12 protein-coding genes and 1 rRNA gene are annotated in these 13,350 nt (G+C 70.5%); 3 read left to right on the top strand and 10 right to left on the bottom strand.

Annotated elements, in window-relative coordinates; all coding sequences use genetic code 11:
- Positions 1–75, top strand: a 5S ribosomal RNA gene (gene rrf, locus AC068B_RS19075); the annotation flags it as partial.
- A gap of 104 nt (positions 76–179) precedes the next feature.
- Here rrf and AC068B_RS19070 read toward each other — a convergent pair.
- From AC068B_RS19070 to AC068B_RS19055, 4 genes are read right to left on the bottom strand one after another with little or no spacing between them, the layout of a single operon-like run.
- The gene (locus tag AC068B_RS19070; RefSeq protein WP_356266906.1) at positions 180–851 is read right to left on the bottom strand and encodes a response regulator transcription factor; all 672 of its coding nucleotides are present in this window, start codon (positions 849–851) and stop codon (positions 180–182) included.
- Positions 848–2,095, bottom strand: a complete 1,248-nt coding sequence (locus tag AC068B_RS19065) for a sensor histidine kinase (RefSeq protein ID WP_478672709.1) — start codon at positions 2,093–2,095, stop codon at positions 848–850. Before AC068B_RS19065 ends, AC068B_RS19070 begins: the two co-directional genes overlap by 4 nt.
- Positions 2,096–2,149: 54 nt before the next feature.
- Positions 2,150–2,962, bottom strand: a complete 813-nt coding sequence (locus AC068B_RS19060; RefSeq protein WP_478672707.1) for an ABC transporter permease — start codon at positions 2,960–2,962, stop codon at positions 2,150–2,152.
- Positions 2,959–3,921, bottom strand: coding sequence for an ATP-binding cassette domain-containing protein (locus AC068B_RS19055; protein WP_478672706.1), 963 nt, complete (start codon positions 3,919–3,921; stop codon positions 2,959–2,961). The genes AC068B_RS19060 and AC068B_RS19055 overlap by 4 nt, the downstream gene beginning before the upstream one ends.
- A 129-nt stretch (positions 3,922–4,050) precedes the next feature.
- On the opposite strand from AC068B_RS19055, the gene AC068B_RS19050 reads away from it, so the two are divergent.
- Positions 4,051–4,602: a GNAT family N-acetyltransferase gene (locus tag AC068B_RS19050; protein WP_478672705.1), complete on the top strand. Its 552-nt coding sequence runs from the start codon at positions 4,051–4,053 to the stop codon at positions 4,600–4,602.
- Positions 4,603–4,629: 27 nt separating this feature from the next.
- Here AC068B_RS19050 and AC068B_RS19045 read toward each other — a convergent pair whose 3' ends face one another.
- Complete coding sequence (locus AC068B_RS19045; RefSeq protein WP_478672703.1) at positions 4,630–5,613, bottom strand: helix-turn-helix transcriptional regulator; 984 nt, start codon at positions 5,611–5,613, stop codon at positions 4,630–4,632.
- Positions 5,614–5,716: 103 nt separating this feature from the next.
- On the opposite strand from AC068B_RS19045, the gene AC068B_RS19040 reads away from it, so the two are divergent.
- Entirely contained in the window at positions 5,717–6,439 is a 723-nt protein-coding gene (locus AC068B_RS19040; RefSeq protein ID WP_478672702.1) for an SDR family NAD(P)-dependent oxidoreductase, read from the top strand.
- A gap of 35 nt (positions 6,440–6,474) precedes the next feature.
- Here AC068B_RS19040 and AC068B_RS19035 read toward each other — a convergent pair whose 3' ends face one another.
- Genes AC068B_RS19035 through AC068B_RS19015 form a run of 5 tightly spaced genes read right to left on the bottom strand, consistent with a single transcriptional unit; the run spans position 6,475 to position 13,340 of the window.
- Positions 6,475–8,163 carry a type IV secretory system conjugative DNA transfer family protein gene (locus AC068B_RS19035; protein WP_478672701.1) on the bottom strand — a complete coding sequence of 563 codons (1,689 nt, stop codon included), beginning with the start codon at positions 8,161–8,163 and terminating at the stop codon, positions 6,475–6,477.
- A complete protein-coding gene (locus tag AC068B_RS19030; RefSeq protein WP_478672699.1) occupies positions 8,153–9,553 on the bottom strand; it encodes an ATP-binding protein in 1,401 nt (466 codons plus the stop codon). Before AC068B_RS19030 ends, AC068B_RS19035 begins: the two co-directional genes overlap by 11 nt.
- A 46-nt stretch (positions 9,554–9,599) precedes the next feature.
- A complete protein-coding gene (locus AC068B_RS19025) occupies positions 9,600–11,159 on the bottom strand; it encodes an SCO6880 family protein (RefSeq protein WP_478672698.1) in 1,560 nt (519 codons plus the stop codon).
- Positions 11,156–12,511: an energy-coupling factor transporter transmembrane component T family protein gene (locus AC068B_RS19020; RefSeq protein ID WP_478672697.1), complete on the bottom strand. Its 1,356-nt coding sequence runs from the start codon at positions 12,509–12,511 to the stop codon at positions 11,156–11,158. Before AC068B_RS19020 ends, AC068B_RS19025 begins: the two co-directional genes overlap by 4 nt.
- The gene (locus AC068B_RS19015) at positions 12,501–13,340 is read right to left on the bottom strand and encodes a DUF8175 domain-containg protein (protein WP_478672696.1); all 840 of its coding nucleotides are present in this window, start codon (positions 13,338–13,340) and stop codon (positions 12,501–12,503) included. Before AC068B_RS19015 ends, AC068B_RS19020 begins: the two co-directional genes overlap by 11 nt.
- Between the last annotated feature and the right edge of the window lie 10 nt (positions 13,341–13,350).

The following is a 13,350-nucleotide window of genomic DNA, read 5'->3' as shown; positions in this document are numbered from 1 at the left end:
AACCCGGAAGCTAAGCCTCACAGCGCCGATGGTACTGCAGGGGGGACCCTGTGGGAGAGTAGGACGCCGCCGAACTCATTGTAGAGAAAACCCCCCGCACCGTATGGTGCGGGGGGTTTTCTGCGTTCTGAGGCCTTTCCAGGGCCTTTCCAGGGCCCTTTCTGGCCTCTCTGCCCTTTCTATGAAGGGCTCACCAATTTCGTGTCGTACGCCAGAATCACCGCCTGGACCCTGTCCCTCGTCTCCGTCTTCGCGAGAATGCGGCCCACGTGTGTCTTCACCGTCGATTCCGCGAGGTGCAGACGCGAGGCGATCTCCGCGTTCGTCCAGCCCTGGCCGATGACCGTCAGGATTTCGCGTTCCCGGTGCGTGAGAGAGGAAAGGCGCGGGTGTTCCGCCGGGTCGGAGGAAGCGGCGCCGGCCGACGGCAGCTGATCCGCGTACGCGTCGAGGAGTCGGCGGGTCAGGCTCGGGGCCACCACCGCGTCGCCCGAGGCGACCGCGCGGATTCCGGAGAGGAGTTCCTCGGGGAGCGCGTCCTTGATGAGGAAGCCGGAGGCTCCGGCGCGGAGACCCGCGTACGCGTACTCGTCGAGGTCGAACGTCGTGAGGATGAGTACGCGGGTGCGGTCGCCCGACGCGATGATGCGGCGGGTGGCCTCGATGCCGTCGAGTCCGGGCATGCGGATGTCCATCAGGACGACGTCCGGGTGGAGTTCGGCCGTCATGCGGATGGCCTCGCTGCCGTTCCCGGCCTCGCCCACCACCGCCATGTCGTCCTGGCTCTCCAGGAGCATGCGGAAACCGAAGCGTTGCATGGGCTGGTCGTCGACGATGAGCACGGTCGTCACGTTGTGGTCTCGCTGTCCTTCGGGAGATGGAGGTGGACCCGCCAGCCGCCGGTCGGGCGGGGAAGCGGTCCGGCCTCAAGTGTGCCGTTGTACAGGGCAGTTCGCTCGCGCATTCCCGTGAGACCGCGGCCCGGGGAGGGGGACGGGGTGGCTGCTGTGGCCGTGCCCGTGCCTGAGTCCGTGCCCGTGTCCGTGACCTCCACGGTGACCCCGTCCGCCGCGTACGTGACGTCCACCGTCGCCGTGGCGTCGGGGCCGCCGTGCTTGAGGGTGTTCGTGAGGGCTTCCTGGACGACGCGGTAGACGGTGAGCTGGCGGCCCGCGGGGACGGTGTCGGGGCTGCCGGAGACCGTGGTGTGTACGGGGAGGCCCGCGGCCCGTACGCCGTCGATGAGTTGGCTCAGATCGGTCAGGGCCGGTTGCGGGGCGAGCTCGGCGGGGGCCGGAGCGCCGTCGCGCAGGACGTCCAGAAGGCGGCGGAGTTCGCCGAGGGCCTGGCGGCTGGTCGTGCCGATCGCTTGGAGGGCCTGGCCCGCGCGCTCGGGGGACTTGGCGGCCGCGTACGAACCGCCGTCCGCGAGGCCCGTGATGACCGACAGGTTGTGGCCGATGATGTCGTGCATCTCGCGGGCTATGCGGGTGCGTTCGGCGGCGGCGGCGAGCTGGGCCTGCTGGTCGCGCTCGACCTCCAGCTGCCGGGCGCGCTCCACGAGGGCCTCGGTGTAGTCCTGGCGGGAGCGCACCGCGATGCCGAGCAGGGCGACCAGGGCGTACGCCCACATGTTCGGGATGATCTGCTGGTCCCAACTGTCCTCGGGATAGCGGATCGCGCCCACGACCAGCGGGGTCGTCATCATCAGGCCCGCCCAGCCGAGCGTCCTGAGGGGCAGCCGCATCGCGATGCTGAAGAGCACGAGCATCTGGATCAGGGCGGCCTGCAGCATGGCGCCGCTCCAGCTGTTGACCAAGCCCGTCACCACCATGACGGTGAGGACCGCCATCGGGTGGCGCCTGCGCCACAGCACGGGCAGCGAGAGCCCCACGGTCATCAGGAAGATCAGCCATCCCGGGACGTCCGTGTTCGGCGCGACGTTGCGCCAGCCGCCGCTCGCGTCGACGAGCGCGGCGCCCACGAAGAAGGCGGTGACCAGCAGATCCCAGACGAGCGGGCGCCGCCTGTCGAAGGCGCGCACCCGCTGGGTCAGTCGCTGGAGGAGCTGGGTGAGGGGGTGTGGCTCGGTCACGGCCTCATCCTCGTACACCACGAAATCCTCGTACACCACGAACTTCTTGTGGCCTCATACGTCACGTCGCTTGAGCAGCATCGTCGCCGCCGCCAGGATGGCCGCCGCCCACAGGGCGAGCGTGACGACGGCGGTGCCCGGCGCGATGGTGTTCTCCACCCGGGCCACCGAGCCGAGCGAGCTCGCCGCCTGGGCCGGGAAGTACTTCATGGCGGTCTCGACGGCGTCGAAGGGCAGCATCGCAAGGACCTCGGGCAGGATCAGGACGGAGCCGACGAAGGCGCCGATGGCGCCGGGCACCGAGCGGAGCAGCGCGCCGAGGCCGAGCGCGATGAGGCTGAGCAGGGTGATGGACGTGGCGCTGGTCGTGAGGGCGCCGAACACTCCGGAGTCGGTGAGGGAGAGCTTCTTGTCGCTGTCCGCGAGCCAGATCTGGGCGAGGAGGAACGTGACGACGTTCGTCGCGAGGCACAGGGTGAAGGCGACCGCCGCGAAGACACCGGCCTTGGACCACAGGACGGGCAGGCGGCGCGGGACCGCGGCGAGGGAGGAACGGATCATGCCCGTCGAGTACTCGCCCGCGGTGACGAGGATGCCGAGGACGGCGAGGCAGATCTGCGAGAGCTGGGTGCCGAAGAGGGTGAAGACGATGGTGTCGACCTCGGAGTCGTCGCCGTCGTAGGTGACGCCCATGGTGATGCCGACCGCGATGACGAGGAAGCTCGCGGTGATCAGGGTGATCCATGTCGAGCGGAGCGTCCACAGCTTGTGCCACTCGGAGCGGACGATGCCCTTGGTGCTGAGGCGGTAGGTGGTGGCCGAGTTGCGGGCGGGTGCCGAGCGGTCGGCGGTGAGGGTGGCGCTCATGCCGCGACTCCTTCCGGACGAGGGTTGGTGGCGGGGGAGTTGGAGGCGTTGGTGGACACGTACTCGACCGAGTCGCGGGTGAGGTCCATGAAGGCCTGCTCCAACGACGCCGTGTGAGGGGTCAGTTCGAAGAGGGGGATGCCGTGGGCGGCCGCGGTGCGGCCGATGTGCTCGGCATCGGTGCCGCGTACGTCGAGGACGCCGGGGGTGTCGCCGGAGATCCGCACGCCCGGTGCCGCGAGCAGCTCGGTGAGGTGGCCCGCCTCGGGGGTCACGACCTTGACCGCGCCGGTGCCCGACTCGCGTACGAAGCGTTCGACGGTGGTGTCCGCGAGGAGTTTGCCGCGGCCGATGATGATCAGGTGTTCGGCGGTGAGCGCCATCTCGCTCATGAGGTGCGAGGAGACGAGGACCGTACGGCCCTCCGCGGCCAGGGACTTGAGGAGGTTGCGGATCCACAGGACGCCCTCGGGGTCGAGGCCGTTGACCGGCTCGTCGAGGATCACCGTGGAGGGGTCGCCGAGCAGGGCGGCCGCGATGCCCAGGCGCTGTCCCATGCCGAGGGAGAAGCCCTTGACGCGCTTGCGGGCGACCTCGTGGATGCCTGCCAGGTCCAGGACCGCGTCGACGCGGCTCTTCGGGATGGAGTGGGTGTGTGCGAGCGCCATCAGGTGGTGGTACGCGGAGCGGCCCGGGTGGACCGAGCGGGCCTCCAGGAGGGCGCCGACCTCGTGCAGGGGCGCGGGGTGGGCCGCGTAGGCGCGGTCGCCGATGGTGGCGCGGCCGCTGGTGGGGGCGTCGAGGCCGACGAGCATCCGCATGGTGGTGGACTTGCCCGCGCCGTTGGGGCCGAGGAAGCCGGTGACGGTGCCGGGGAGCACCTCGAAGCTGAGGTCGTCGACGGCCTTCTTGGCGGACTTGCCGCCGTAGTGCTTGGTCAGTCCGTATGCCCTAATCATGTCTTCGATGGTGGCGTGGGCGGGGGCGCGGATCGTCGGACCGGGGGCGGGCAGTGAGGGCGGGGGATAGTACTCGGGTACGACGGCGACCCCGAGGTGCCCCTTGACGGCGGAACCTAGGATCACGGCATGGAACACGAGTACGTCGTACGAGCCGTCCGCGCCGACGAGTGGCCGCAGGTCAGGGAGCTTCGGCTGGCCGCGCTGCGGGACCCGGCGGCGCCGGTCGCCTTCCTGGAGACGTACGAGGAGGCCGCCGCGAAGCCCGACTCGTACTGGCAGGAGCGTGCCGCGGGGGCCTCGCGCGGGCTGTCGGCCCGGCAGTTCGTGGCGGTGGGCCCGCACGGTACGTGGGTCGGCTCGGTGACCGCGCTGGTCGAGGAGGCGGGGACGGCCGACGTCTTCGGCGGGGTGATCGAGGAGCGGCAGGCGCATCTGGTGGGGGTGTTCGTGCGGCCCGAGCACCGGGGCGACGGCGCGACGGACGCGCTGTTCGAGGCGGTCGTCGGGTGGGCGTGGTCCCTGGCGGGGCTGGAGCGGGTGCGGCTGTACGTCCACGAGAACAATCCGCGGGCGCAGGCGTTCTACCGGCGGTTCGGGTTCGTACGCAGCGGAGAGGTCGTCCCAGTGCCGGGGGACCCGTCCTCGCGGGAGTTCGAGCTTGTGCTGAAGAGGCCTTGAGCTCGGAGATCGCCCGGGGGAGGGGGGCTAGAGCTCCGGTTCCGAGCGGGCGATGAGGTAGCCGAGCTGCGCCCGGGACTGCGAGCCCAACTCCCGTGACATCTCCGCCACATGGCCCGCCACCGTGCGGCGCGACACCCCGAGGCGGCGCGCGATGGCGTCGTCCGTGAGGCCGGAGACGAGGAGCTTCATGACCGTGCGGCGGACCTCGTCGACGATCAGTGGCTCGCGGGTGCGTGCGGCGGTCGGTTCGGCCACCGGCCTCGCACGCTCCCAGGCGTCCTCGAAGACGGCTGTCAGGTGTGCCACGACGGAGGGGTGCCTGATCTCCACGGCGCCGGAGCCCTGGCCGAAGAGGTAGGCGACGGACCGGTCGCAGAGCATCAGGTGGCCGGTCAGCTGGTGCAGGGTGCGGACGCGGCCGCCCGCACGTTCGACGTCCTGGATGTGCCGCCACTGCGCGGCATGGGTGCGGGCCGCGTGCGGGTACAGGGCCCGGTGCGTGACGCCGGAGGGGACGAGGACGGGGTCCGGGAGGCTCGTCAGGAGCTCCGAGCGGCAGTCGCGCACGGCCTGCTCCAGGAGCGCGGGCACGGCGTCCGCGCCGTCGACGGCGGTCAGCCAGTCCTGTGACGCGCGGCGCGCGGCCCGGTAGATCGCGTGGACCGGCGAGAACCCGGAGCTGATGGCGCGCAACTGCTCCTGCCGGGCGCCGAGTTGCGCTCGCACGGGCTGGAGCAGCTCGGACTCGGCGATGTTCGGCGACACGGGCACCAGGACCCCGGGGTCGTCCGGCGGTGGCGTCAGCAGGCCCAGGCGTACGAGGCAGCGGGGCGCCGTCGCGCGCGGCAGGCAGCCCTTGATGACGGCGGCGCGGTATCGGCTGAGGCCTTCGGCGCAGGGGGCGTCGGCGGTGTCGGTGCAGTGGCAGTGACCGTGGCCGTGGCCGCCATCTTCATCGTCGCCGTCGCCGTCGCCGCCGGTCGCGGGGCCCTGTGCGTCATCGTGCATCGCATGATTATGCACCGGCATTTCGAAGGTCAGAGCGCTTCCCCGCTGTGAGACTCGAAGCAAGCAAGTTCAGCAGCTATGGAATCGAAGGATCGTGGTTCGTGTGAATCTCTCCGGCAGCACCGTCGTCATCACCGGCGCGGGCAGCGGCATCGGACTCGCCACCGCCGAACTCGTCGCGCGGCGCGGCGCCCGCGTCGTCCTCACCGACCGCAGCGCCGACGTGGTGCGGCCGCACGCCGAGCGGATCGCCGGACTGACCGGCGCCGAGACCGGGTTCCGGGCCCTGGACGTCACCGACGGCGCCGCCGTGGAGGAGGTCATGGGGTCGGTCGGCACCATCGACCACCTCTTCACCTGCGCCTCCGGCAGCGTGATCGCCCCGTTCGAGGAGCTCACCGAGGCGCAGATCCGGCAGTTCTTCGAGGTCAAGTGGTGGGGGCAGTACCGGTGCCTGCGGGCCGCGCTGCCGCACATGCCGAAGGAGACGGGGTCGGTCACGCTCGTCTCCGGATACCTCTACCGCAAGGCCGACCCGGGCTACTTCGCCTTCGCCGCCGTCAACGGGGCCGTAGAGGCCGCCGTGAAGTCCCTCGCCATGGAGCTCGCGCCGCTCCGCGTCAACGCGATCGCCCCCGGCCCGACGGACACGCACGCGCACCTGATGAGCCCCGAGGAGCACCGCGCCTATCGGGAGGGGATCGCGGATCGGCTGCCGGTGGGGCGGCCCGGCACGGCCGATGAGGTCGCCCATGCGGCGGCGTACCTGATGGAGAACGCGTTCACGACCGGTACGACGCTGGACGTGGACGGCGGCAAGCGCTGACGCCGTACGTCCACACCCACCCGGCACGGATGTGCCTACGGCACCGGCAGTTCACTGTCCGGCCAGCGGGACCTGCCCTGTTCCCGCGACCGGAGCAGGGCCAGGGTCGGCAGACCCCGGTCCGCCCCGGTGGAGAGCAGCTCCGGAAGCTGGGGCAGCGGAGCCACCGCGGCGACGTCGTCCAGGACGAGCGTCATTGGTGGGTCGAGCCGACCGGAGGATGACCGTGCGGCCATGCGCCGGCCGTGCTCGACCACGCTTGAGGCGAGTGCCGTCAGAAGAGGCATGGCACCCGGGCCCTGGCGGGACTTGGGATCCTCGATCGCCTCACCCACCACAAAAAGCGTGCCCCCTTCATCGACGAAGGAATCCAGGGAGAGCGCATCAGTTCGGTTCGGCGTGCAGGACTCGCGTACGTGGACCGTGAAGAGCGCGGAGAGCGCGCGGGCGGTCAACTCCTGCGCGATGTCGCGCCGTTCGGGGTGCGCGGTGAGTGTCGCCTCCAGCTCGCCCGCGGCGCCGGACGCGGCCTTGGGATGCGTACGGAGGATGCGTACCGCCTCCTGCACCTGGTTGCCCTGCGACCAGCGGTGCACGATCTTCATCGGCTTGTCGGCCACGGCGGCGGCGTGCAGGAAGCTGCGCAGCAGTATCTGTGCCGTGTCGGCCACGGCGACGTCCAGCTTCGCGGCCGGTCTTATCGGGGCGAGGAGGGCGGCGGCGCGGGTGTCGGCCGTGGCCCTGTCACCGCAGCCGGTGGTGGGGGACCAGTGGAGGCGGGCCGGGGTGTCGCACAGGTGGGACGGGTCGTAGAGGAGGACGGGGCCGAGCTTGGCGCGGGCGTCCTTCGTCTCCGCCCACAGGGTGGGGTCGGAGGTCAGGACGAGGGCGGCGCCCTCGGCATCCTGGACGGCCTGCACGGCGAGGGGGCGGCGGGTCGTGGGGTCGCCGAGGACCAGGGGAGCGCGGGGGGTGGGGACGACCGCCGGGGCCACGGGGGCCACGGGGGGCATGGGGCCGGGGTTCGGGGGCGGGGGCTCGGCGGCTACCGGTTGGGGGACGGGAGGGGCGGCGTACTCGACCGGCGTGGGGGGTGCGGTGGATGCGGGGGGCGCGGTGGACGCGGGAGGCGCGGCGGGCGCACCCGACTCGAAGGAAGCCGAAGCTTCATGAGGAGCCTGAGCTTCATGAGGAGCCTGAGCCTCACGAGGAGCCTGAGCCTTATGAGGGTTACGAGGCGCCGAGGGCTCCACAGTAGGCGACGCCTCAACAGGCCCAGCAGCAGCGGCCGCTCCAGCCCCGGCCGCCCCGGCCATCCCCGCCCGCCGAGCCCTCCGGACCGCCCGCCACCGCGTCACCGTCCCCATGACGAAGACCGTGAACACGACCAGGACCAGCAGCTGGCCGATGAACAGGCCCCAGAACAGCCCGTACCCCGAGAGCTGGTCCGCCGGGGTCTGGGGCCACGCTCCCGCCACGTCCTGCGGGTTGCCCACCAGGTGGCGGACCGCCGGAGGCGTATGACCGAACGACACCTTCTCCGGCCAGGCCCCCTGTGCGAACCGGCCCGCCAGGTTCGTCGCCGACCAGACGAGGACCGTGGCTCCGATCAGGAACCCAAGGAAGCCGACCAGGAGCCCGTCGGGAACGCCGCGTTCGGGGCGTGCGCCCCGGTCGGGACCGCGTCCGCGAGGAGACCGGTCCCGCTCCCACTCATCCCGCATGCTGCTCCATGTAAGCCGCCCGCTCCTCGGCCTCCAGCTCCGCCGCCCGCAGCGCCTCGTCGGACGGAGTGCCGTCGGCGAGGTCGGCCGACGACTCGGTCATGGCGCGGTCGGTGAAGACCAGTGGCCGTTCGGTCTCGGTGATCAGGTGCTTGACCACCTGTACGTTGCCGTTCACGTCCCAGACCGCGATGCCCGGCGTGAGCGTCGGGATGATCTCGACCGCCCACCTCGGTAGCCCGAGGACCCGTCCCGTGGCCCGTGCCTCGTCGGCCTTCTGGGCATAGATGGTCCGGGTGGAGGCCATCTTCAGGATCGCGGCCGCCTCCTTGGCCGCCGCCCCGTCCACGACGTCGCTCAGGTGGTGGACCACCGCCACGAAGGACAGGCCGAGCCGTCGCCCGAACTTGAGGAGCCGCTGGAACAGCTGCGCCACGAAGGGCGAGTTGATGATGTGCCACGCCTCCTCCACCAGGAAGATGCGCTTCTTGCGGTCCGGGCGGATCCAGGTGTGCTCCAGCCACACGCCCACGATCGCCATCAGGATCGGCATGGCGATGGAGTTGCGGTCGATGTGGGAGAGGTCGAAGACGATCAGCGGGGCGTCGAGGTCGATGCCCACCGTCGTGGGCCCGTCGAACATGCCCCGCAGGTCACCGTCGACGAGACGGTCGATGACGAGGGCCACGTCCAGACCCCACGCCCGTACGTCGTCTATGGCCACGTTCATGGCCTCGGCCGACTCGGGCTCGGGGTGGCGCAGCTGCTCGACGATGTCGGTGAGGACCGGCTGCCGCTCCACGATGGTCTCGTTCACGTACGCGTGCGCGACCTTCAGCGCGAAGCCCGACCGCTCGTCCAGGCCGTGCCCCATCGCGACCTCGATGATGGTGCGGAGCAGGGCGAGCTGCCCGGTGGTCGTGATGGCCGGGTCCAGCGGATTGAGCCGGATCCCCATGTCCAGGGCGGCCGTCGGGTCGAGCCGGATGGGAGTTATCCCCAGCTCCTCGGCGATGAGGTTCCACTCGCCGACGCCGTCCTCGCCCTGTGCGTCGAGGACGACGACCTGCCGGTCCTTGAAGCGCAGCTGGCGCAGCACGTACGTCTTCTCCAGCGCCGACTTGCCGTTGCCGGACTCGCCGAGCACCAGCCAGTGCGGTGCGGGCAGCTGCTGCCCGTACAGCTGGAAGGGGTCGTAGATGTACCCCTTGCCGGAGTACACCTCACGCCCGATGATCACGCCCGAGTCGCCGAGTCCTGGCGCGGCCGTCGGGAGGTAGACCGCCTGGGCCTGCCCCGTCGACGTACGCACCGGAAGCCTGGTCGTCTCGACCTTCCCGAACAGGAAGGCGGTGAAGGCGTCCGTGAGGACGGTCAGCGGATCCCGCATCTCAACAGCCTGCCTCTACGTCGATACCGTCTAGCGCTCACGCGCTCTAGCGTCGGATGCCGGTCGCGAACGGCAGCGTGTTGACGAAGGCCCTGTGGTGCTCGCGGTCGCACCACTCCAGCTTCAGATACGACTTGCCGGCGGAGGCGCGGATCGTGCGCTTGTCGCGCGCGAGCGCCTCCGGGGAACGGGACGAGACCGTGATGTACCCGACGAGGTTCACCCCCGCCGCGCCGCTCGCCAGGTCCTCGCCGCGCTGGTCCAGGCGGGAGTGCGAGGCGATGTCGCGGGGGTCGACCGTGCGGTTCATCTTGGCCTGGCGGCTGGCCTCCGCCTCGTCGTTGGTCTTCTCGGTCAGCATCCGCTCGATGGCGACCTCGGTGGGTTCGAGGTCCATCGTCACGGCCACCGTCCTGATGACGTCCGGGGTGTGGACGAGCAGCGGCGCGAGGAAGTTGACGCCGACGGGGGTCATCGGCCACTCCTTCACCCAGGCCGTCGAGTGGCACCACGGGGCGCGGGTGGAGGACTCGCGAGTCTTCGCCTGGAGGTAGGTGGGCTCCATGGCGTCGAGCTCGGCGGGCCAGGCGTTGCGCTTCGTCATCGCCTGGATGTGGTCGATGGGGTGGTCCGGGTCGTACATGGAGTGCACCAGCGAGGAGAGCCGACCCTGGCCGAGCGGCTGCCGGACACGGATGTCGGCCTCCTGCAGCCGCGAGCAGATGTCGGTGAGCTCGCGCGCCATGACGACGGCGAGCCCGGCGTCCTTGTCGAGCTTCCTGCCGCCTGCCGGGCGGGCCGCGCGGGCCATCGCCTGGGCCTCGGCGGCCAGGTCGCGGGAGTAGTGCATGCAGGCGACGAGGTAGGCGCGGTGCTGCTCGCTGCTGGTCGACACCATGGACTGCAGCTGGTCGTACGACTGCTGGAGCCAGGGCAGAGCCCGGGTGTCGCCGCGCACGCTGACGTCCTTGGCGTGCGCGTCCGGGTCGGCGGGGAGCGTACGGGCGAGCATCTGGAGGCGGGTGACGAACCCGTCCCCGTTGGCGACGTGCTTGAGGAGCGTCCCGAAGCGGTCGACGAGGGCCTCCTGGTCCTCGCTGTCGCGCAGCCCGACGCCGGGGCCCTCGATCTCGATCGCTGCCGTGACGGTTCGCCGGTCGGCGTGGAGCAGTACGGCGATCTCGTCCGGGCCGAAGGGCGCGGCCAGCCAGCTGATGCGGCCGATGCCGGGCGGCGGGCCGACCTCGACCTCGCGGCCGTCGAGCCGGATGCCCGACTCGGGCGCGGCGGAGCGGTAGGCGGTGCCGCGCTTCAGGGAGCGCTTGTAACTCCGGTTGATCTCGAACCACTTGAAGAAGGTGCGGCCCTTGTACGGGACGTACACGGCCGCGATGGCGAGCATCGGGAGGCCGGTGAGCAGCACGATGCGCAGGGAGAGGACGGGGACGAGGAGCCCGCACATCATGCCGAGGAAGGCGCCCACGATGATCAGGGCGATTTCCCCGGTCTCGCGGTTCTTGCCGACGATCGCGTTCGGCCGGGCGCGGCCGATCAGATATGTGCGGCGGGGCGCGACCGGCTGGGACACGTGGGACTGGGTCGTCAACGCCCTTCACCTCCCGTGCGGTTGTTACTGCTCTTGCCTGAACCGCCGCGTGGGCCCGCGTGCGGGGTGTTCGTCGCGCCGCTGCGCGGCGGGGGTGCGGCGGAGGGGACAGATCCGCCGCCGTTGGAGGAGCCGCCGCCGGAGGATCCGCGGCTGCTGTGTGCGGCGACGCCGCCGCTGACGGGGCTGGCGGGCCGGGCTTGGCCGTTCCCGCCTCCACCTCCTCCTCCGCTGTTTCCGTTCCCGCGGGCACTGTGGGTCTTGATGCCCTGCGAGACGAGGGAGGCGGGGGAGCTGATCACGGCGGCGGCCTTGTTCTCGGCGCCGCGCATGATGCGGTTGTTCCGGGAGTTCGCGATCTCGTCGCCGAAGCCCGGCACGAAGCGGTAGATCATCGCGCTCGCGAAGATGGCGAGCAGAATGATCGAGAGCCCGGAGACGACCGCGGAGAAGGAGTCGGGACCGTCGTCGGCGGAGAGCGCTCCGGCGAGGCCGAGCACGATGACGATGATCGGTTTCACGAGGATGACGGCGATCATGATGCCCGCCCAGCGGCGGACGTGCGTCCACAGGTTCTTGTCGACGAGACCTGCGTAGACGACGGTGCCGAGGAGCGCTCCTACGTAGAGGAGCGCGGCCCTGATCACGAGCTCCAGCCAGAGCACGCCCGCGGCGAGGATCGACACGAGCGAGACGACGATCAGCATGATCGGCCCGCCCCCGATGTCCTCACCCTTCTTCAGCGCGCCCGAGAACGTCCCGAAGAACGTGTCCGTCTGACCGCCCGTCGCCTTCGCGATGACGTCCGTGACGCCGTCCGTGGCGGAGACGACGGTGTACAGGATCAGGGGGGTGAAGGCGGAGGCGATGACGGTGAGCCAGAGGAAGCCGATGGCTTCGGACAGGGCGGTGGTGAGCGGGACACCCCGCACCGCCCTCTTCGCGACGGCCAGCAGCCACAGGAGCAGCGTCAGGACGGTCGACGCGGCGAAGACGACGGCGTACTGCTGCAGGAACTGGGGGTTCGTGAAGTCGACGTTCGCGGTCTCCTTCACGGCGTCGGAGAGCTTGTCGACGGTCCAGGAGGCGGCGTCTGCGCAGCCCTTTGCTAGGGAGCTCAGGGGGTCGAGGGTGGAGTCGAGGGGGCTTTCGGTGGGGTATTTGCCGCTGCCGCTGCTGCCGCCGTCTTGGCCTTTTTCGCAGTATTTTTTGGCGGGGCCGTGGATGAGGTCGCAGGCGTCCTCGTCCTTGGGGTCCGGTGCGGCGAGGGCGCGCGTCGCGAACAGGACCGCGGCGGTCTGTACGGCGGCGACGGTGGCGCTGAGTCGGAGTACACGGCGGCTACCGGGCATAGGTGAACCCTCCGTATCCTTCGACGGCCTTCGCGATCTCGTCGGAGCTGGACGCACGGTCATCGCCCGGGACCGGGGCGGGGCCGTCCTTCTGGGAGTGCGTGACTGCCTTCCAGTCGCCGTCGATCCACGCCAGCTTCATGGTGATCGTGAACCAGCTACTGGTGACCGGTTTAGTGGACTTCTCTCCTGCCATTCCCAGCAGACCGCTGCACCAGACTTCAACGGTCGCGTTTTTGTCCGAGTAATCGGTGACCTTGGTGCCGAGCGGGGTCGTACGGGAAACGAACTGGAAGCCGTTCGGTGTCGAGCCGTCCTCGTTGAGGCCCACGTTCTTGAAGAGCGGGGCGGTGTAGGCCTTGTCCAGCTCGGCCTGGAACTTGGCGACGCTGGACGGAGCCATCACGGTGTTGAGGATGGCGTTGCGCTTGTTCTTGTCGAACATCTCCGCCGAGCCGAGCGGTACGGCGAAGTTCGCTGCAGCGCTCTGGGCACCCTGCTCGGTCTTGGCGAAGCCAGCGGCGATACCACCGGCCTTGCCGCCCACCGGCTTCGTCCCCGTCGCGGCCGTCGACGACGCATCCGGCTTCTTCCCGTCACCGTCCCCCGACGAGGAATCGTCCCCTCCCCGGTTCGCGAACGCGATCGCCGCGATCAGGAGGACCACGACGCCCACGACCGTGACGAGGCTGCGGGAGGACCCGCGGGCGGGGCGGGTGGATCTGCGCGTGCCGTAGACGTCGTCCCCGCCCTCCCCCTCGGGAAGGCGCGTCCGGGTCTCCCCCGAGCCGCCGAAGAGGCCGTCGTTCCGGTCGTCGTCGGGACTCATGCCGCGCACG

This window comes from Streptomyces sp. NPDC042371, assembly GCF_056437465.1.
This window is presented reverse-complemented; position numbering and strand designations above follow the sequence as displayed.